The following is a 20,940-nucleotide window of genomic DNA, read 5'->3' as shown; positions in this document are numbered from 1 at the left end:
TTTGCACTGTCCTTACCTCCATATTCCTTCAAGATTATTATTGTTCGGTCCTTCATTCTTTAAGAATTACTATGACCTCTGCTGACTTCTTACAATTCAGTCTGCCATCACTGACAAACTTGTTCCTTGTGAGATGTTCCATCTCTCTTGCCGGGAACCCTTGTAAGACCTCCCCGGGTAAGAGCTATAACCTTCCTCCCATGTAACTGCTGTATTTACTGTATGGAACTCGTGCAGTTATCGGACTTTGTTTTGTTTGGCAAACTCGTCCATTCCAATTCAGCCTTGTATACAGTTTCTGTTCGTCAGTTCGGGATTTTGTCTCCGGCTTCCTTCAGATTCCACCTCACGGTGGACACCCTTGCCATTGGCTAACAGTTCCTACTGCCAAGCCTGTAGTGGACTTTCACCACCAAGTTATAGCCCATGCCGGGCGCACCAAAAAAAGCAGTCCAATTCGTACATATGCGAATCGGACTGCTAATCGTGATATTTATGCTTTATACTCGATAATAGACCCGTTAATCCTAGATAAAGGGTTCCGTTTTAAAGTGCTTTTCTTAAGTTACGTGCGAAATGACAGTCGTATTGGCACCGTTGTTGGTATATAAAAAAGTAAAACTCCCAATAGTAATGGGCGATGAATACAAAACCTTATTTATATAAAAACTTGTGATACGGTTCACCGTAATGCATCAAAATGAAGTTCCCCTGGATTTTTGAGCTAAATTTCACTCCCTTTTACATAGGATGTTTTGGCCTTAATCGAGTAACCAGCAAGAGTAGAAAAAGACGTATGCCAATTCATACGTCCATTCTTGTGTCTTTTAATAAGAAAGCATTCAAAAACCTTTATAATCTTAGACAAGCGTACTTTCATTTACTACTATTTAGAAATCCGTTTTTGTAATTCTTCTCTTTCTGCTTCATATCCTGGTTTTCCAAGGAGGGCAAACATGTTCTTCTTGTATGCCTCTACACCCGGCTGGTCAAAAGGATTTATCCCATTAGCAAACCGTTGATTCCACATGCTTTTTCAAAGAAATAAACCATTCACCGAAAGTATATTCATTTAGTTGATCCAGCTCGACAGATGGGTTAGGAACTCCTCCATCTACATGAGCTAAAACCGTTCCTTGAGCAGCATTCTTGTTAACATAGTCCATGGTTTTTCCAGCTAGATAATTCAATCCATCCAGATCAGCAGCCTCTTTTTTCCATAAAAGGATACTGACTATTAAGCAAAATATGTTTCTAGAACTAGTGAGATTTCAGAACTCTTTGTAAGCAAAAAAGGAGGGGCACTTACTCCACGCAAAATTCAATAGATGGTCAAAAAATATGCAGAGAAACAGCTAAAATCTAGAAAAAAAATGACTCCACATAAATTGTGGCATACTGTGCTACTCATCTTCTTCAAGAGGGGGCTCATTTGGTGACCATTCAAAAGTTACTTAGGCATAAAAGTTTATCCACACCTCAAATTTATACACATAACAATTACAGATTTAAAAGAACTTTCAAAGCAGTACCCAATGCGTAAAATGCGGACTATCATGGGATTAAAGGGAGATTCCATCAGTTCTTTTCAGACACCATACTGTGCTCGAACAGGATCATAACGATATAAACAGCAATACTGCGAATAAGCTAGCATATAGAAGGATTTTAGTTATTTACTTACCTGAACGGCTTTATTCTCAGAGAGCGATAGCGAAAATACTGAATGCCATCTATGAACAAGACTTCCTTGATTCTTCCTTTGGTTTTCGTCCAAAGCGAAATTGTCACGATGCTCCGAAAATCCTAAATTTCTACTTGGAAGGAAGATATATCAACTACATTACTATTTTATCTTCATATTCAGGTATTCCTAATGGGAGCTTCTTACTCGAACCTGCTTTAGGAATATATGCTCTTCTTACTGGTGTTGGACGATATCCTTTCGTTTTCAGCCGTTTGACTAATTATTGAATGTTTTCATCTATATGTCCCCTATATTCTTCTCTTGTTGTTCGATTTACCCTTGTTGCTTTCTAATTTGGAAGTTCATTATGACATTGTTTAAGCGCATCTTCATTTAACATATGCGCAAGTGAAGTAAATTTCATTTCTGGGTGAGATTTTACTAGTTCCGCTATTCTCAATAGTTTTGTTTCCATTAATTTATCTACTACCTCTGTGTGTAGTTAATGTGTCCCTAGTAAGAACAATGACAAGTAACAGCCTTTCCTCACTCAGCATTACCCGACTTCATTGTTACTACGCTGTTATCCGACTGCCTGAGAGACATTTGGTTTCTTCACTTTGTATCGCCTGTACACCATACTCTTCGCTAAAATGCGAAAAGAACTGCAGGCTCTCCCGAGTTGCAGTAACATATCAATGTGTAACGTGCCAAGGTCAATGACTCCGAGAAGGTTTCTATCCTCTTGCCACTTACGATGATAGAAATGTTGCTTTCTGCACAGACCAACGCATCTGCCCTTCTGAATTTGGGTTTTCGAAAAGCTCAATCCTTTCAACCTAACGGCTTTCAGCCCATTACCTAACTGTCTACGCTTAAAGACAGCGGTTACCCGCTGCCCTCCAAGACTCGCTACGAGTGAATGGCTAGTTCATACTCGACGGGAATTTTACCCGCTATATGTTACGACCTAGACTCGTCCGCACGAACTGACCCCAGTTATCCGTGAATTATTGCCAAAACTATGCACTTATAATCTCTTTTTGCACTTCTTCATCTAGTTTCTTCACAAGCTTTTCATTATATGTTTTTCTAAAATTTGGATTTTGGGTAATTTCAGCGCCATAAAAAGTAATGTCTCTGATTTCGTCAATCTCCACCTCAATGATCGCCATTTTTATTGTGATTTCTTCTGTTATTCGTTTTTTAATTCCTGATTTGCCAGATATGGAATAAACCTTGTTCATTCCGATAAAGGTAAATACCATTTCTGCATTTAAAGCTCCTAAATCTACTAGACGCGATTTATGATCGACCGCAAATCGGATTGTCTTATCATCAAGTGCAAACACCCATGATAATGCACTCGAAATAACTCGACCTAATTCTTCGTCATAAACATTTAGCATGACTAGTGTTTTTCCTTGTAATAATTCAACCATTTCATTTGGTAGACGGTCCTCAATTTTTTTCAACTTCATTTGAACAACCTCCATATCTAGTGAGTATGATTAGATATTCTGAAAGTAAAAACAAAGGGTTACCATGTCTTAAAAAAATCAAATTGTCATTGATTAAAAATCCACTTTAGCAGATAAATAGAATTGCTTTTTAACTATTTTCCAAGAAAAGGACGGATTAAAAAGGCAACTTTTCAGTGATCCGTCCATACCTTTGCTTTCTTAACTTTTATGATTCAATTATTTTGACATCACCAATTTCAGTCGTACGTTTCATTTTTGCCGGTGCTGTTTCGATTAAAAATACAGAGATGACTAGAGAAACGATTAATCCTACGATTGAGATCAGTAAAATGTGTTCAATTCCATAATTTTGGGCTACAAATCCTGCAATGACAGGAGATACTCCGCCGCCAAAGATTTCTCCAGCTCCAATGGGAATTCCTGCTGCGGATGCGACTAAAGCAGGAGGAACAGATTCAGTCGTAACCGGTCCCGCAAGCATAGTAAGGCAGCCAAAAATACAACCAGCGATGATAAAAAGTAAAGGAAATAATAGAGCAGCATTAGCTCCAGTATTCATAAATAATAAAATCATTCCAATAGCTACTAATAAGGCTGTCATGAGGACAGGTTTACGTCCAAGTTTATCAGAGATTCCAGGAAGAACTAGTGCACCAATGAATCCTCCAAATCCTACAGCAGATGTAACAAATCCCATTTCACTAATTGATAGTTGTAAGTAGTCAGTAAGATAGTTTGGAATCATTGCACTGATAACGAAAAGAGCCGTCATGACTCCAAATAGTCCAAACATGCATAACCAAACATTTCGGTGTTTAAATAAATCTTTCCATTCTATCTTTTTCATTACTTCCTTCGTCTCTTTTTTATTCAATTGAACGTGCTCAGGCTCTTTAATGACCTTATATAATAAAAAGGCAACGATAAAGCCAGGAATCGAAACAAGAACAAATACCCAATGCCATGAAGGAACAATCTTTAATAATTGGGTAGCAAATATCGGTCCTAGTCCTAAACCAAATAAAACAAAGGCGCTTTGCTGAAGCCCCATATTAAATCCTCTCCGTTTAGGATTTGAAGCTTCTTGTGTGGAGGCGATACTTACTGGTGTAAACGCACCTTCAAAAACTCCCATCATGGCTCTTATCAATAATAGACTCATTAAGCCACCCGCAAGGCCGCTCAACCCTGCTAGTAGAGAAAAGGCAAGCATGGATGGAATCAGAATTTTCCTTCGTCCAATCTTATCTGAAATTCCCCCTAGGAGTATCGAGAATATTCCCCATGAGATTGCTAGAATAGCAGTTATATTCCCTAAATCTTGATAGTTTAAATTTAGATCCTCCATCATAACTGGGAACAATGGAGATATAATCCAACGATCTAACCCTACTAAACCAAATGCAATGGAAAGTAATAAAATCGCCTTCCATTCATATGAGTGATCATGTACTTTGTTCATCTACATCCTCCTTGTAAGCGTATTCAATAAAATTTAAAGCATTTATACGGTGAATATAGTAAAAAACCATTATACCTCCTTTTGCAATAATCAAAAAATTCCAACTATTGAACTAAATATACCTAAAATTTTATTCATTGTAACTGACCATTCTGTTCTGATTTTTCATGAACCAACTGTCCGAAAAAGATAGGTCATTTTTTCTAACGCTTTGAGACTACATTGACGAGAACTGCTTTCTTTGCCTTTTTTAAATACAAAAAAGGGAGCATATCCCCCCTTTGCTTCCTCATTATTTTTTTAAACTTAAAATCCAACAAACATAGGACTACACTTTGTTGAATTGTAAAGAAAGTAAAAATCATTTTTGTTTCCTAACTAAACGTATTCACAAGCCTGTTAAGCTCTTCTGCTCCTTCTTTTAATAACGGAAAAAATACTTCTTTAATTTTTTCCTCAGAGGTCCTCATAGAATTCGTGGAAACATTGATAGCGGCAATGGGTTCGCCTTTTTTATTGAAAATCGGGATGGCAATGGAACGAAGACCTACTTCTAATTCATCGTTTCCCTCTGCATAGCCATTCCTACGGCAATCTTCAAAATTGGCTTCCAGTTTATCGAAGTCAGTTATCGTGTGTTCCGTGAAAGCTTCTACTTTTGCAGTTTCCCAAATCTTTTTTCTCTCCTCCGCTGGCAGCCAAGCAACGAGTGCTTTCCCTAAGGAAGTCGCGTAATATGGAAGCCTCGAACCAACTCTTAAATTAGTACCGATAATCCTTATAGCCGCACTCACCCGGAGTACATAAACGATTTCAGCTCCATCTATTATAGCAACATTGGTCGATTCCTTGATGGTTGATGAGATTCTTTCAAGAATTGGATGCGCTAAATCTGGCAAGTTAAGAGATTCTAAATAATGAGCAGCGAGATCCAAGACTTTTGGCCTTAGCTTGAATTTATTATCGATAGTCAAGGTAAGATATCCGAGGTCAACGAGGGTAAGAGCAAATCTTCTTACCGTAGCCTTATTAATTCCTGTTTTCTTTTCTAGATCACTCAGCGACATTGTATTGTTACTAGAGTCAAAAGCCGTTAATACAGCAAACCCCTTCGCAACAGAATTTACGAAATAATTTGATTCTGCTTTTTTCATCCAATCCCCTCTCTTTTTTGTCATTTTTAATAAAATTTTTTCATTTCTCAAAAAGCTAAACAATACCGTTGATTATTTTCTGAAAAGTTTTTATAATAAAATCATATTACATTATCCGTATAATCATACGCATAGTGTACATTAACATTAAGCAAAATTCAACTATGATTAGAGAAATAGCTTTTCATCTTAAAAGGAGGAGTAAAAAATGAATAAGGTTGTCTCAGTTCATGAAGCAATCTCGCTTATAAAAGATGGAAATACTATCGCTGTCGGCGGATTCGGTTTAGTTGGCTGTCCATTACAGTTAGTTGAAGCGCTAGGAGACCATCCTGTTTATGGGTTAACCATCATTAGTAATAACCTCGGGGAACCTGACGGTAAAGGCCTTGGGAAGATTTTACTGCAAAATAAAATTACCAAAGCAATTGGTTCGTATTTTACAAGCAACATTGATGCTGTCCGATATGTAAATGAAGGCAAGCTTGAAATCGAACTCGTCCCACAAGGTACGCTCGCAGAACGACTTCGCACTGGTGGTGCCGGGATTGGGGGATTTTATACGAAAGCATCAGCTGGTACGCTTCTTGCTGAAAACAAAGAATCACGGATCCTGAACGGAGAAGAATATGTCTTTGAACTTCCATTATGTCCAGATATTGCCCTAATAAAAGCAAAGAAAGCCGACCGATATGGGAACCTCATATTTTCAAAAACTGCCCGTAACTTTAATCCTGATATGGCAAAAGCGGCAAAAATCACGATTGTAGAAGCAGAAGAAATTGTTGAAGTAGGAGAATTAAATCCAGAAGAAATTGTCGTTCCTCATTTATTTGTGAACTACATTGTGAAGGGAGTTAATCCAAATGAACAGTAAACAAAAAATGGCGATTAGAGCGGCAAAGGAAATCAACGATGGCAATATTGTCAATTTAGGAATAGGGATTCCAACTTTGGTCGCTGATTTCTTGCCAAAGGAGAAAATCGTCTTTTTGCATACAGAAAATGGGCTGCTTGGAGTAGGTCCTACCCCTTCGAAAGAAGAGTTAGATCCAGAAATCATTAATGCCGGGAAACTGCCCGTTACCGCTCAGGTCGGAGCTTCCTATTTTTCGTCCTCCGAATCATTCGGCATGATCCGTGGAGGACATGTAGATGTTGCAATCCTTGGTGCCTTACAAGTAGCAGAAAATGGGGATATCGCGAATTGGGCCGTCCCAGGAAAAGAAATTCTCGGCGTTGGCGGTGCGATGGACCTCGTGGCTGGGGCAAAAAAGGTGATTGTCACCACTCAGCATTGTGCAAAAGGCGGGGAGCCTAAGATCCTTCGAAGCTGTACGTTCCCGATTACAGCCAAAAATGTAGTGAGTCTCTTAATAACTGAATATGCGGTGTTTCGATTCGAAAACGGAAAAATGATTTTAGAAGAGTTGACTGAGGACATGACGGAACAGGAACTGAAAGAGATGACACCAGCTGAATATATTGTCTCTACTACCCTATCAAACTATCAAGTGTAATGGAAAGGAGTTTTTTATAATATGGGATATGATTATGTAGTTGTTGAAGCGAAGCGAACAGCGGTTGGAAGATTTGGAGGAAGTTTAAAGTCAATAAATTCAGGGGATTTAGCCGCAGCTGTCATTAAGGATGTTCTTGCATCTACTGGACTTGAAGCAGAAATGGTCAATGAAGTCATCATGGGGGAGGTGCGACAATCAACAGAGTCCTCCAATGTCGCTCGTGTTGCTAGTCTTCGTGCTGGGATTCCTATATCGGCGAGCGCCCAAACGGTAAATCGTCTTTGTGCTTCTGGCATCCAAGCGGTTGTCTCTGGGGTCCAACATCTTGCCTTTCACCCTGATGAAGTGGTCATTGCGGGCGGTACTGAAAATATGAGTCGAGCGCCCATCTATCTTCGAAATGCTCGGTTTGGAGAAGGCAATCCCTATACCGTCGATTCCAATCTTGAAAATGGCCAACAGCCAATTGAAATGTATGGGAAAGATTTAGGGATGGGCGTAACTGCTGAAAACGTGGCAGAGAAATACGATATTAGCCGTGAAGACCAAGATGCTTTCGCTTTAGAAAGCCAAAAACGAGCGAAACAAGCATGGGAAGCTGGAAGATTTAGTTCCCAGATCGCCCCGATTGAAGTAAAAAACAAACGGGAATCTTTCCTATTTAGTAAAGATGAACATATGCGCGAAACAACGTTAGAAAAACTCGCAAGTTTAAAGCCAGTTTTTAAAAAGGATGGGACAGTTACCGCTGGAAATGCTTGTGGCCGTAATGACGGTGCAAGTGCACTCCTCTTAATGACAAAAGAAAAAGCGACATCACTTGGTTTAAGGCCACTAGCAAAGGTGAGCAATTGGGCAATAGCGGGAATCGATCCTCGTTACATGGGAGTTGGCCCCGTTCCGGCGGTGAAAAAGCTTCTAGAAAAAACCGGCCTCCATTTAAACGATATTGGATTAATTGAATTAAATGAAGCCTTTGCATCGCAATCACTTGCAGTGATACAAGAACTTGATATGGATATCAACAAAGTAAATGTCAACGGCGGCGCTATTGCGCTCGGACATCCACTAGGTGCAACAGGTGCGGTCATCATCACAAGGCTTATCCATGAAATGTTGGCTCGAAAAACACAATTTGGCCTAGCAACACTCTGTATAGGCGGCGGTCAGGGCATGGCCATTTTGTTAGAATCCCTGTAGAGTTTATTACCCCTTCTTTAACATAGTACAACTGAACAAAAAGGACGACGGAGCTTAGTCTAGAATACGCCCGCCTCACTGTTCCTTTATCTGTAAATAGAAAATAAGAAGCAAGCATGGATTAACGGGCTCAGGTACGGGAGAGAAAAATGCTAATAACATTGTAAGCAAAGACGCTCAGAGATGTTTATTTGAGCGTTTTTAGACTTAATAATTTACTTCCTTATTAAATTATAGATATTGGGTGCGTTTTGTTGAATTAGGCATTCTATTTTAAAGTTGTCCGTTAAATTCCCCCAAACAATTCCAAAAATCGTTTACTATGCTTGATAGGAGTTCTCTCATAGTATCCAGGTTCCGTATAAAACTTAACCTCTTTATTAATGCTTAACTGAATTCCAGTTTCCAATAAAGCTCTTTTAATTTCTCTATCTCTATCCAAATACCTAATATAATCATTTTTCCAAGAATCTTTTGGGCCAACATTATAACAACTAAAAAATTCTGCTTTTGTCATTGCTCCTATCTGTTTTGCTAATATACAGCTAATTCTTCGTGGTTTTGAATGTGGATATAACCATTAGCATCTCCATTTTGATAAGGATAATGTGGCTCCATACAATCTTCTTTTCTGTTGATAGCAAATCCTATCTGCCCATCTGCGGATATTAGGAAATTTTGTAGAACCTACTAATAAACGTAACTCCTTCATTCCAATCCCCCCGTATGAAAATCAAATACTAGTATTAATTTTACTAAACAAATAGGGATATCTTGACAACCAATACTAAATCCGAGCTAAAATATTATGTTAAAAGATACATCAAAAAAACGGGTACTAATCGACGTACGATTTGGACCCGTTTTTTTCCTCGGTAAGTCAACCCATTTTTTGATAATGCTTCCTGCTTATTTTTATTATACTCTTTTCGGTATTGGTCCCGGTCGTTTTCCATAAAACGCATCCTCAAGCAAGTCCCTAATCGCTTCTATCTCAATAGGTCGAGGATTATAATAAGGATTTTTGGTAGCCAAATCAGCTGCTTTTTCAATATCTTCCTCATTAAACCCAATGCTTTCTAAGGATACTGGTCCTCCTAATGACTGAATGAGGTCGAACAGTGTACCGGCCACATCCTGAATATCTGAATTTAATGCTCTTGAAATCGATTGGATGGCTTTCGGCGTATATTCTGCATTGTAGGCAATCGCATATGGCAGCACTACCGTATGAGTTTCGGCATGTGGAAGTTTAAAGGTTCCTCCTAATGTATGGCAAAGTTTATGATGAAGGGCCATTCCAACAGTTCCTAAGACGGTTCCCCCTAACCAAGCTCCATAAAGAGCATCAGACCGTGCACTTAAATCATTGGGATTCTCAACAATCTTAGGCAAGCTTTTTACAAAAGACTTTATCCCCTCTTCAGCTAGAAGAGAAGTAATTGGATTTGCATTTTGTGAATATAAAGCTTCAACACAATGGGCAATTGAATTTACTCCACTTGTAACAGACAACTTGGCAGGGATAGTCGTTGTGAGTTCAGGATCATAAAGAATGGTTTTGGGTTTAACAATCACATTATTCCCTGTTTTTTTCACTCCATTTTCCGTTATCCCCCATACAGGTGTCATTTCTGAACCGGCATAGGTTGTTGGGAGAGCTAAAATTGGAAGTTCGGTTTCTAAGGCGATGGCCTTGGCAAGACCAATCGGGGAACCTCCACCGACAGTAATAAGACCGTCGATCTGATTCTTTTTAACATATTCTACTGATTCAATCACACTTTCGATTGGTACATGCTGAATGGCCTTTGGATAGATACTTTGACAAAGATCGCCGAGTAAGGCTGCGACCTTACCCGCAAGTTCCATCCCATTTTTTCCTAGTGTCGAAATGACCAAAGCATTTTTCATCCCAAGAAGCTGGATTTCTTTTCCTATCTCTTTTATAGCCCCGTCCCCAAAAACAATTCGACTGGGCTGTGATTCATATAAAAACCTTTTCATAAAATAGACCTCCTAAAATCTCTACTTTTTTGATGAGCGAAGATGGACAAAGATAAAAAGCAGGTATAAAACGATCCATACATTTCCTAAACGTGAATCATTCCATTTGCAATGAGAACACGTAAGGCAAGCTGCAAATTAAATTTTTGATCTCCATCGTTAAAATCAATTTCACCTATATCTTTTAAGCGTTGAATTCGATACTTTAATCCACTTAAAGAGACATTAAGGTCTTTTGCAGATTTTTGCAAGTTGCAATCATTAGCGAGAAAAACATGAAGAGTTAAAAGCAAGTTATTTCCACCTGAATCTTCCTCATATTCCAGCAGTTTTTCCAATGTTTGATTCGCAAATTGATGAAGCTTATCTTGTTCCCGTCCTGCATATAACAGATCGAATAGATTCATGTCTTCAACATTGTAAATTTCGCCAGCTCGTTTTAGTCGAGCCATGATATCAATGGTATTTGTACACTCTTCAAATAATGGTTTCAATTCACTAATATGGGAGGACTCACGGCTAATGAAGATCGACATTCTGACATTTTTTAAAAGGTCTTTCTTCCGCTTTTGAAGTGTCTTTCCGATTTCCATTAAATTTAATCCATTTGAGTGGGTAGGTGCTAATAAAATGATCTTCCCTCTCCTCTCGACAATTAAAACGTCTTTAATGGACGGAGGTATTTGATAGCGAACAATATTGATCAGTTCTTTCCGTAAATCCATCCTGAGTTCATACTCATTTTTCGCAGGATTCCTTTGAGCTGAACTCTCATCTAATTGAATGATCATAAATCGATGAGCTTTGTGAAAGTCAAAACCCATATAGTTTACTCTTTTTTCTAATGAACCAAGAGAAGAGGAACCGGAAACAAGTTCGTCGAGAAAGTCCCCTTTTAACTTGTTCTCGGTATTCAATGCCGTAATTTCCTTTAATAAATCGAATGCCAGTGCTTGTGCGGCTCGTTCTGTGATCATACGTCTCATTTCTTGATCGGTACCATCCACATGGATAACGGACAAGTAGCCCATTACATCATCATTTACAATAATAGGTACGACGGTTCGTTTTGGGAAATCGGGTCGATCAGAAAAGGCTAAATCCTCAGCCTGCTTTTCTTGTGTTAATCTACTTAAAGTCATTTGTAATTCAGAGAACCCTTTTTTCATGGGATCAAGGAGGTATTGATCAATCGGTGTATTTTCTGTTGGTGGTAGCCATGAATTCAGCAACCGAAAGTATTTATCTTGAAAGACGATTGGAGACTGAAGAAGCTGTCCGATCATATCTATAATATCCTGCCTGCTACGACCGGATAAGACCATCTGATTCAGTTGTTCATGTGTATCCATGATCTGTTGAAGCAATTTATTTTGTTCCTTTATTTTTAAATGTGCTTCTTCTAATTCTTCCGCAATCTTGGTCCCATTGTAATAGACTAATTCTGATTCAATTTCACTTCCCCATTCATCCACCGTTTTCCCGACATAACGGCATTCATCATCTCCACGACCAATACAGGTTACTTCTTTATAGATAATTTTTTTGCCAAAAATGGCCGTGGAGACCCCGCTCGCGTACCCAACGAGCGTCCAACAGACAGGTTCGTTTTCAATCCCAAAGTTTTGAATATGTTGGGTGGCTTCATAGGAATCGTGCCAAATTCCTACCATGGAAAAGCTTCCCTTCTCAAGGTCAGCATGTAAATGTTTAACTTGAACCTTTGCAACACCTTCCTGCATATGGTAAATCGGGGCCTGGTTATGTAGAAATTCAATCGTTGCTTGGGGATATAGATTTTTAATGGAGATAGAATCTTTATATCCACACTCCCATCCATAACGGAGTAGAAAGGCTTTTGCCCGTTCACGACCTAATGTGGAAATCAGATCACGGCTTAGCATTCCGAGTGCTTCCGCATTCATCAAAACAAAGCGCTCTCCTTTAAACATAATTTGACCGGGTTGAAAATCAATATCAGGCAATTTATAGGAACTGAATACTTGATTCATCGTATTTCATCCTTATCTTTCAAATTTTACAAGAGAAGACCTTCTTTTTCACTCTATAAGTAATATTTTAAATTTTCTTTTTACCGAGTACAAACCTTTTACTTATTAAAGAAGGAAATCCCCTCCTCTAGAGGCAGCGAAGGGGATGTTTATCGTTTTTTAATAGGAACCTATAGTTTCATTTCCAAAGTCATACGGCCTATTTTATAAATGAGAGATTTCTTTTTCTTGTGCAGGTGCATCCACTTTTGGAGGAAGGGTAAAATTGTAATTCGTTTTAAAGAATGGTTTGTCAAGTCCTCTCTCTAGCATTTCAGACTCGTTTTCACATGTTTCAAATTTCAAAATGAGAGATTCCTTTACAGCACCGATGGAATCGGATTCAATCCATGGATCATCTGGAATGAATAATTGAGTGGTAATCGAATCAAATCCTTCACCAGACACTTTAAAGTGGATATGAGCTGGTCGCCACGAATGACGGTCAACTTTTTTCAATAGATCCCCGACAGGGCCTGTTCTTCCAATCTCATATGGAGCAGGAACGATGGTTTGAACTTCAAAACGGCCTTCAGCATCGCATTGAACTCTGCCGCGAAGATTGAACTCCGGTTGGTCTTGGTCTTCATTTTCATAATAACCATGCTCATTTGCTTGCCATACATCAAGCTCAGCATGAGCAATGGGTTGTTTGTCATTAGATAAAACCTGACCGCTTACGACTAACACATCGCCTTTCGAATATTCTGGGCAAATATTGGCAGGAGTCTTCAGTAATGGAGCACCATCACGATAAAGCGGTCCTTCGACATTATGGTGTGTCACCTCAAGATGATGATGATGCGGACCATTTGTGATCTCATCGACCTTGACAGAGATGCCTAACACATCGGAAAGGAGCATATACTGGTTCTTTTTTCCCACTTCAGTAAAGAAATCAATTGCTTTAAAAAGTTCTTCCTCTGTCACTTGAAACTCTTCCACAAGCTCATGAAGATACTGGGTAAATTTGGCGGTAATTGCAGCTAATCTTGTATCCATTGCAATGAATCCTCCCTATTAACATTTGGATTATTTTGGTAATATATATAAATGACGGAGTTCTCGACATGTACGATTTAAATTAGCGATGGTTTAAATAGACAAGTAAAGTTCATTCTTGGATGATTCGGCCGTCATCTCTAACTGTTCAATATGTTGATGTAAATACTTGCCTATTTGTCTATCCTTATTTTCACGAAACAGTAGGTGAACGCGAAAAGGCTGAGAGCTTTTACTTAAGAACGATTTCTTTACATATAGAAAATATTTTCCTTTCTCCTTTACAAGGAGAAGTGCATTTGCAGATACACCGTTTGAGCAATTCTCCATTTTGACCGTATAGGTTCCCGACCCTATAAACCTACTAGATGGAGCAAGCAATAATTCAAACCAATTACCTTCTTCACCTGTTTTGGATGGAAGAAGATTTCCTGTTCCATTAAGAATTGCCGGTCTTCCTAATAAATTAGAAGCTTTCTCAACCTCTCCCTTTTGGAGATATTCACGAATCAATGTAGAGGATACTTTTTCATTTTCAATGTATATTGGCGGAGCTACTTCAACGTTGATATGAAGAGGTGCACACAGAGTTTTAAGCAACTCTGGTGTCCCTCTTCTTTTTTTGCCAAACCTAAAATTATAACCAATCATGACTTCATATGCATTTATTTCACCCAATACAGTTGTAACAAAAGCTTCGGGAGAAAGATTTACAAATTCTTTAGTAAAAGGAAGTACTAGGTGAACATCAACCCCAAGAGCAGCTAGCATTTCACTGCGTTCCCTTGTACTTTGCAATTGATAAGGTTCACTCCCAGGTTTTAAAAGGGAAAGAGGATGCCGGTCAAAACTAATCACAATCGATTGACAGTTGTTCTTTCGGGCACTTGTGACAATATGACGGATTAGCTGTTGATGACCGCGATGAATCCCATCCCACTTTCCAATCGCCACAAAGCTTCCTTTTCCGTTCTGCTGAAGATCCGAGGCTGACTGTATAACTTGCATTCCCTTTCTCCCCCTTTCCTTGTTTTCCTATTTTACTAGCTCTTTATTTTTCAAGATTTGGTTTACATCATCTGGATTGATCCATGGAGTTCCATCTGCCCAGCCATCAAGATCATATTCGCTCATGCACTGTTCAACAAAGCTTGTGAATTCATCGGCAGAGCCATTTCCTCTTGCCGTGAATAAGTTGTGAATACGAATATCTTCATTATTTCCAGTATAGTTACGTTCGTACAATCCATGTCTTCCGCCAAATTCTGTTCCAACCGCATCCCATAAAAGTTTGATGATTTTATTCTTTTCAAGGCTTTCATAACCGTTTGAGCCACGATAGAATCGGTCAAGAACCGGACGAAGTTCTGGACTTTTAAAATCAAGCGGACTAGAAGGCTGAACAATCAAGGCTCCCGCCACAATGTTTTCAATAATTTCTCTTACTTTTGTCCAAGCTAAGTTTGAGAAAACTCGGTAGGACTGACCGTATTCTAAGTTTGGTAGAGCGCTTCCTGCAGGTCCTTGATCGGGATTCATGGCCATTCCTGTTGAGAAAGCCCAGAATAAATTTCTCCAAGCAATGATTTCCCCAATGTTTGCCTGAACACCTCTAAACTGGCTTGTACCTGTTGTTTCGGTTGCTTTCATGACAAGGCCTGCGATGAAGTCCATTTTAACAGCAAGTCGTGTACAACCATGGAAACAGAATAGATTGACAAATCCGGATTCTTTGAAAAATTGATTTGATTTTTCAATATTTTTATAAATAAGGACATCTTTCCATGGAATTAATACTTTATCTAATACAAGAACTGCATCGTTTTCATCAAATCGGCTGGAAAGCGGATTATCAAATGGACTGCCCATAACGGCTGAGTTCATCTCATAGGATGGGCGGCAAAGTAATTTTAGTCCTGGTGCATCCTGTGGTACGAAGAAGGCAAGTGCATATTCTTCTTTTTGAATTGGCAATGTTCCGTTGTACGCAACAAAGTTGTAATTTGTGATCGCAGAGCCTGTTGCAACCATCTTGGCACCGCTTACAATTATTCCTTCAGAAGTTTCCTCTTCAACATGGATAAAGACATCTGAAGCTTCATGCATTGGTTTATTCCGATCAATTGGCGGATTAATGATCGCATGGTTGATAAATAGATTTCTTTCTTGAGCTTCTTTATACCAACGAAGCGCATTGTCTTCAAACGGAGCATAAAACTCGGAATTTCCGCCTAATGTAGCAAGGAATGACCCTTTATAATCCGGTGATCTGCCCATCCATCCATAAGTTAACTTTGCCCATCCTGCAATGGCATCACGTGCTTTTAATAAATCATCGGCACTTTTACTAGATTTGAAAAATCTTTGTGTGTAACTTCCTCCGCCTGTATCCGTTGGTGCAGTTAATACGTCATAATGCTTAGGATCATGCAAAGCATCATATAAACGAGCAATGGAGCGCACTGAGTTACGAAATGCTGGGTGTGTTGTGACGTCTTCTACCTTTTCTCCATGCAAGTAAACTTGACGATTGTCACGCAGGCTTTCAATATACTCTTCTCCTGTCATTGGTTTACGAATTGTTTTTCCCATTCTCTCTACCTCCTATTATTTAAAAAGATGGTCGTTCTCTCAAGTTGTAGTATTAAGAATATTTTAACTATTTATATCTTAACAATTTTACTTATAGGTGTAATCAACCGAATTGGCTAGTGTTATAAAAAAATTTCTGTCTGAATCGGCTGAATTTCATGAAAGAGTTAAACCGATTCCGTCAGACTAGCAGCGAACTAAAGGAGTAAGCCTTGCTAAGGTTTCATATTCAATTCCATGATCTTCAAAAAACTCAATCGCGCCTGGGTGGTACGGCAACTCGATTCCTCTGTAATATTTTCTTCTGTCACATTAAATGTCGGATGAACTGTTTTCAACTCTTCACTATAATCACAAATAGCCTTTAGGAATCCATAGACAACTTTATTATCCGTTTTTTTATGTGTCACAAAGATAGAAGAGAATGATCCAATTAATATCTCTTCGTCTTGCCCTGGGTACGTACTAGGTTCAGGGGTAAGGGAAGAATAATAAGGTTTATCCGCTAGCAATTTTTCCATGTTATCTGGGTCAACATCTAACACAGTATAATCCCATTTCCGCCTTCTTTGCTATTGGAAGAAGACTCTGCACTACTGTAAGCGGCTAGTAGACCCATTACCAGAATCAAAGAAACCGTTTTCAAGATTACTTTTTTATCATTACGAAATACCCCCTTGAAATTATTAGGAAAGTCCATCATACTAATCCTACTTTCTATTAAACTTAGGTTTCCTTTTTATCTTTTGAACGAATACCAACATTTTTAGTATTCTGATATTTATTTCATTTTCTCTTTTTCACCTACTTAACCTATGTTAATTTTTTTATCCCACTTTGAAACTGTACTAAAAAGACGAAAGTTTACTTTGTCTTCCGCCTTATTCAGCTTAGTTAATAGAAACCTTTCTATTAAAATGAGAAGCGGCTGCTAGTATTCTTTAGGAGTATAAAGCAATCCCGACTAACCCTGAAAGTAAAATAACGTATACGGGGTGCCATTTTAGTTTTAAAAGTGCTAGTAGGGATAAAACGAAAATAATGAGCAAACTTCCCGGTGAAAGCTCGGAGTGAGAGAAATGACACCATTTGTAGTCGCAAATTTAATCGCTGCATAAATGATTAATCCAGTGACAACAGGCCTAAGCCCATAAAACATTGATTGCACGGACGGATTTTGGCTAAACTTATAAAAGAATGTGGCCATAATCAAAATGAGCAGGAGTGATGGCAAAACCATCCCTTATGCCGATACAATGGCCCCAGGCAAACCTGCAGTTGAGTAGCCAACCCACGCAGATGCTGTGCGGCTATGTTGTCGATTTCAAATGTATCGTTTATCCAAGTTGATATTTTCATAGCTTAATTAAAAGTGAGTTCTTATTACGAAGTTTTCTTCAAAAGTGAAGTTAAGAGGATTCAATCCCCCTTCTTCAACGTCGTTCAACAAAAATAAGGATGGATATACCTTCAAAAAAAGCAGTCCAATTCCTATGCGAATTGGACTGCTTATTACTGCTTTAGTTAATGTTTTGTACTTGAAAACAGAATCCGTTATCTAAGATAAGAGTGCCTTCATTTTACTATTATTTTGATATACGTTTTTGTAATTCTTCTCTTTCTGCTTCATATCCTGGTTTACCTAGGAGGGCAAACATGTTTTTCTTATATGCCTCAACCCCTGGCTGGTCAAAAGGATTTACTCCCATTAGCAATCCGCTGATTCCACATGCTTTCTCAAAGAAATAAACCATTTCACCGAAGGTATATTCATTTAATTGGTCCAGCTCGACAGATAGGTTAGGAACTCCTCCATCCACATGTGCTAGGACGGTACCCTGTGCAGCATTCTTATTCACATGGTCCATAGTCTTTCCAGCTAAGTAATTCAATCCATCAAGATCTGCCTCTTCTGCACCAAGGGTAATGTCTACTTTAGGTTCTTTTACAGATACTACCGTTTCAATCAGGTCACGACGTCCTTCTTGTACATATTGTCCCATGGAGTGAAGATCGGTGGAGAAATCGACAGAAGCAGGATATAGTCCTTTTTGGTCCTTTCCTTCACTCTCACCAAATAATTGCTTCCACCATTCAGATACAAAATGAAGGGATGGTTCAAAATTGACTAGCAGTTCTATCGATTTTCCTTTACGGTAAAGAGCATTTCTGACTGCAGCATACTGATAACTTTGGTTTTCTGCCAAGTTCGGGTTATTATATTTATCCGCAGCAGCTGCGGCGCCTGCCATCATTTTATCAATATCTAATCCTGCTGTTGCAATTGGTAATAATCCAACTGCAGTTAACACAGAATATCTGCCGCCGACATCATCTGGAATGACAAAGGTTTCGTATCCTTCTTCATCTGCCAGTGTTTTTAACGCACCTTTAGCACGATCTGTTGTCGCATATATACGTTTTTTCGCTTCCTCTTTCCCATACTTTTTCTCCAGATAATCCCGGAAAATTCGGAACGCAATTGCAGGCTCTGTTGTTGTCCCAGATTTTGATATCACATTGACAGAAATATCTTTGTCCTTAATCACATCAAATAAATGGGTTAGATATGTGGCGCTGATATTTTGGCCAGCAAAATAAATCTCTGTTTTTTCATCCATTTGGTTATGGAACGTATGAGATAGTGCTTCAATAGCAGCTCTTGCACCTAAATAAGAGCCCCCGATACCGATTACGATTAAGGCATCGGAATTACTGCGGATTCTTTCAGATGCTGCTTTGATTCTTGCAAATTCTTTTTTATCATAGCTATGCGGCAGATCTACCCACCCAAGATAATCAGAGCCTGGTCCTTTTTTCTCGTGAAGCATGTTATGTGCTGTTTTTACAAATTCATTTAAATAATCCACTTCATGCTGTTGCATGAAAGACAATGCATTAGAATAATCAAAAGTAATAGCCATTATTGTTTCTCCTCTTTCTATCTTTTAGTTTGGCCGTTTTTACAACCATTGAAAATCGGGATAAAAACCTACCAGGTACTAGTCTGATTCCTACTAGCTTCTTTTTTCATGTTCAGTGGTAACCAGATGCCTCGTCTGATTCCCACTAGCATGACTTTTCAGCTTCAACGGTAATCAGAGGACTCGTTATTCCCTTTAATAATGTATAAGGGCGTTAGTGACTTAACGCCCTTTTGCTTTAACAATTTTTAGATAGTTTTCCAGTCTGCAGCAAATTTTTCAAGTCCTTGATCGGTTAAAGGATGTTTTGATAATTGCTCAATGACCTTAAATGGAATCGTTGCAATATGTGCACCTGCCAACGCGACACGGGTAACATGGTCAGGATGACGAACAGATGCTGCAATGATTTGAGAATCAAGATTTTGAACACGGAACATCTCTGCAATTTTTGCTACCAGTTCCACACCATCTTCATTAATATCATCTAAACGTCCTAAGAATGGTGAAACATACGTAGCTCCTGCACGAGCTGCCAATAATGCCTGGTTCACACTAAAAATCAAAGTAACGTTAGTTTTAACACCTTTTTTCGTTAGGAAGCGGCAAGCCTCTAGGCCATCAAGTGTCATTGGAAGTTTGATGGTAATATTTTTATCACCGCCGTTAATTTTAATGAGTTCTTCTGCTTCCGCAATCATTTGATCTGCTGTTAAAGCATTGGGTGTTACTTCAGCAGAAACAGACTCTACCCCTGGAACGGCATTAAGAATTTCAGCAATACGGTCTTGGAATTTCACGCCTTCTTTTGCTACTAAAGAAGGGTTCGTTGTCACACCTGATAACACACCAATTTTATAAGCCTTTTTAATTTCCTCTAAGTTTGCAGTATCGATAAAAAATTTCATGATGTATTCCTCCAATTATGATTACTTTAGTTTTTTTCGACAGTATGTCCGCCAAATTCATTTCTTAGTGCAGCTACAACTTTTCCTGTAAAGGTATCATCTTCAAGGGAGCGATAACGCATTAATAATGACATGGCAATGACTGGTGTTGCTGTTTTCAGGTCTAATGCTGCTTGTACCGTCCATTTTCCTTCACCTGATGAATGCATAATCCCTTTAATTTTTTCCAAGTTTGGATACTTTGAGAAAGCATTTTCTGTTAATTCCATTAACCAAGAACGAATAACGGATCCATTATTCCAAACTCTTGCTACCTGTTCGTAGTCAAAATCAAATTCGCTTTTCTCAAGAACTTCAAAACCTTCACCAATAGCGGCCATCATTGCATACTCGATTCCATTATGAACCATCTTTAAGAAGTGCCCGCTGCCAGCTTTTCCGGTATATAAGAAGCCATTTTCCACTGCAGTATCCTTGAAAAGGGGTTGTACTACCTCCCATGCTTCTGGATCACCGCCAATCATATAACAAGCGCCATTTCGCGCACCTTCCATACCGCCTGATGTGCCCGCATCCATAAATCTCACGCCGATTTCCTTTAATTCATTGTAGCGTTGAATCGATTCTTTATAGTGGGAATTACCTGCTTCAACGACAATATCACCTTTTTCCAAGAAAGGTAAGATTTCACCGATAACGGAATCCACCACTGCATGAGGCACCATAATCCAAACAATTCTTGGATGTTCCAAGGACTGGATGAGTTCTTTATAACTTGAAACACCAGTTGCTCCATATTCCTTCATATACTCGACTGCACTTGGATTCACATCAAATGCTACTACCTCGTGCTTGTGATCCATTAAATTTTGCCCTAAATTCAATCCCATTTTTCCTAAACCTATAAGTCCTACCTTCATTATGTTCTCCTCCAATGTTCTATAAT

The 20,940-nt window shown here is 38.8% G+C and carries 19 protein-coding genes and 1 pseudogene; 4 read left to right on the top strand and 16 right to left on the bottom strand.

Features of this window, described 5'->3' with window-relative positions:
• Positions 1-886 precede the first annotated feature (886 nt).
• Positions 887-1,217: pseudogene (locus M3226_RS28595) on the bottom strand (glucose-6-phosphate isomerase); the annotation flags it as partial.
• A gap of 173 nt (positions 1,218-1,390) precedes the next feature.
• Here M3226_RS28595 and M3226_RS28590 point away from each other — a divergent pair.
• Positions 1,391-1,543 (top strand): tyrosine-type recombinase/integrase, encoded by a 153-nt coding sequence (locus M3226_RS28590; RefSeq protein WP_374110699.1) that lies wholly within the window; start codon positions 1,391-1,393, stop codon positions 1,541-1,543.
• 1,166 nt (positions 1,544-2,709) lie between these two features.
• Here the strand turns inward: M3226_RS28590 and M3226_RS28585 are convergent.
• From M3226_RS28585 to M3226_RS28575, 3 genes are all read right to left on the bottom strand, one after another.
• On the bottom strand, positions 2,710-3,168 hold the full coding sequence (locus M3226_RS28585) for a hypothetical protein (RefSeq protein WP_251572553.1): 459 nt from the start codon (positions 3,166-3,168) through the stop codon (positions 2,710-2,712).
• A 208-nt stretch (positions 3,169-3,376) separates the two neighbouring features.
• Positions 3,377-4,633, bottom strand: coding sequence for an MFS transporter (locus M3226_RS28580; protein WP_251572551.1), 1,257 nt, complete (start codon positions 4,631-4,633; stop codon positions 3,377-3,379).
• A 374-nt stretch (positions 4,634-5,007) separates the two neighbouring features.
• On the bottom strand, positions 5,008-5,787 hold the full coding sequence (locus M3226_RS28575) for an IclR family transcriptional regulator domain-containing protein (RefSeq protein ID WP_251572549.1): 780 nt from the start codon (positions 5,785-5,787) through the stop codon (positions 5,008-5,010).
• Between the two features lie 208 nt (positions 5,788-5,995).
• Here M3226_RS28575 and M3226_RS28570 point away from each other — a divergent pair, with 208 nt between their 5' ends.
• The 3 genes from M3226_RS28570 to M3226_RS28560 are packed head-to-tail and all read left to right on the top strand — an operon-like array spanning position 5,996 to position 8,510.
• Complete coding sequence (locus M3226_RS28570) at positions 5,996-6,664, top strand: CoA transferase subunit A (RefSeq protein WP_251572547.1); 669 nt, start codon at positions 5,996-5,998, stop codon at positions 6,662-6,664.
• Positions 6,654-7,307: a 3-oxoacid CoA-transferase subunit B gene (locus tag M3226_RS28565; protein ID WP_251572545.1), complete on the top strand. Its 654-nt coding sequence runs from the start codon at positions 6,654-6,656 to the stop codon at positions 7,305-7,307. The genes M3226_RS28570 and M3226_RS28565 overlap by 11 nt, the downstream gene beginning before the upstream one ends.
• Before the next feature lie 21 nt (positions 7,308-7,328).
• Entirely contained in the window at positions 7,329-8,510 is a 1,182-nt protein-coding gene (locus M3226_RS28560; protein WP_251572543.1) for a thiolase family protein, read from the top strand.
• A 286-nt stretch (positions 8,511-8,796) separates the two neighbouring features.
• On the opposite strand, the gene M3226_RS28555 is transcribed toward M3226_RS28560, so the two are convergent.
• The 12 genes from M3226_RS28555 to gnd form a co-directional block, all read right to left on the bottom strand.
• Positions 8,797-9,027 carry a hypothetical protein gene (locus M3226_RS28555; protein ID WP_251572541.1) on the bottom strand — a complete coding sequence of 77 codons (231 nt, stop codon included), beginning with the start codon at positions 9,025-9,027 and terminating at the stop codon, positions 8,797-8,799.
• 63 nt (positions 9,028-9,090) lie between these two features.
• Positions 9,091-9,222 carry a hypothetical protein gene (locus M3226_RS32390; RefSeq protein WP_285858037.1) on the bottom strand — a complete coding sequence of 44 codons (132 nt, stop codon included), beginning with the start codon at positions 9,220-9,222 and terminating at the stop codon, positions 9,091-9,093.
• A gap of 206 nt (positions 9,223-9,428) precedes the next feature.
• Positions 9,429-10,517 (bottom strand): maleylacetate reductase, encoded by a 1,089-nt coding sequence (locus tag M3226_RS28550; protein WP_251572539.1) that lies wholly within the window; start codon positions 10,515-10,517, stop codon positions 9,429-9,431.
• Between the two features lie 86 nt (positions 10,518-10,603).
• Positions 10,604-12,529, bottom strand: coding sequence for a XylR N-terminal domain-containing protein (locus M3226_RS28545; RefSeq protein WP_251572537.1), 1,926 nt, complete (start codon positions 12,527-12,529; stop codon positions 10,604-10,606).
• 204 nt (positions 12,530-12,733) lie between these two features.
• Complete coding sequence (locus tag M3226_RS28540; protein WP_251572535.1) at positions 12,734-13,570, bottom strand: dioxygenase family protein; 837 nt, start codon at positions 13,568-13,570, stop codon at positions 12,734-12,736.
• A 93-nt stretch (positions 13,571-13,663) separates the two neighbouring features.
• Positions 13,664-14,578 carry an FAD synthetase family protein gene (locus M3226_RS28535; protein WP_251572533.1) on the bottom strand — a complete coding sequence of 305 codons (915 nt, stop codon included), beginning with the start codon at positions 14,576-14,578 and terminating at the stop codon, positions 13,664-13,666.
• 27 nt (positions 14,579-14,605) lie between these two features.
• Positions 14,606-16,162, bottom strand: a complete 1,557-nt coding sequence (locus M3226_RS28530; protein ID WP_251572531.1) for a 4-hydroxyphenylacetate 3-hydroxylase family protein — start codon at positions 16,160-16,162, stop codon at positions 14,606-14,608.
• 215 nt (positions 16,163-16,377) lie between these two features.
• Positions 16,378-16,707 (bottom strand): TAXI family TRAP transporter solute-binding subunit, encoded by a 330-nt coding sequence (locus M3226_RS28525; RefSeq protein ID WP_251572529.1) that lies wholly within the window; start codon positions 16,705-16,707, stop codon positions 16,378-16,380.
• A 473-nt stretch (positions 16,708-17,180) separates the two neighbouring features.
• Positions 17,181-17,369: a chromate transporter gene (locus M3226_RS32900; RefSeq protein WP_374110702.1), complete on the bottom strand. Its 189-nt coding sequence runs from the start codon at positions 17,367-17,369 to the stop codon at positions 17,181-17,183.
• Positions 17,370-17,748: 379 nt separating this feature from the next.
• Positions 17,749-19,086 (bottom strand): glucose-6-phosphate isomerase, encoded by a 1,338-nt coding sequence (locus M3226_RS28520; protein ID WP_251572527.1) that lies wholly within the window; start codon positions 19,084-19,086, stop codon positions 17,749-17,751.
• Positions 19,087-19,334: 248 nt separating this feature from the next.
• Entirely contained in the window at positions 19,335-19,994 is a 660-nt protein-coding gene (fsa, locus tag M3226_RS28515; protein WP_251572525.1) for a fructose-6-phosphate aldolase, read from the bottom strand.
• A gap of 26 nt (positions 19,995-20,020) precedes the next feature.
• Positions 20,021-20,914: a phosphogluconate dehydrogenase (NAD(+)-dependent, decarboxylating) gene (gnd, locus tag M3226_RS28510; RefSeq protein ID WP_251572523.1), complete on the bottom strand. Its 894-nt coding sequence runs from the start codon at positions 20,912-20,914 to the stop codon at positions 20,021-20,023.
• Between the last annotated feature and the right edge of the window lie 26 nt (positions 20,915-20,940).

It is taken from the genome of Neobacillus cucumis (assembly GCF_023715505.1).
Note: the sequence above shows the minus strand (reverse complement) of the source record. Positions and strands in the feature narration are given on the sequence as shown.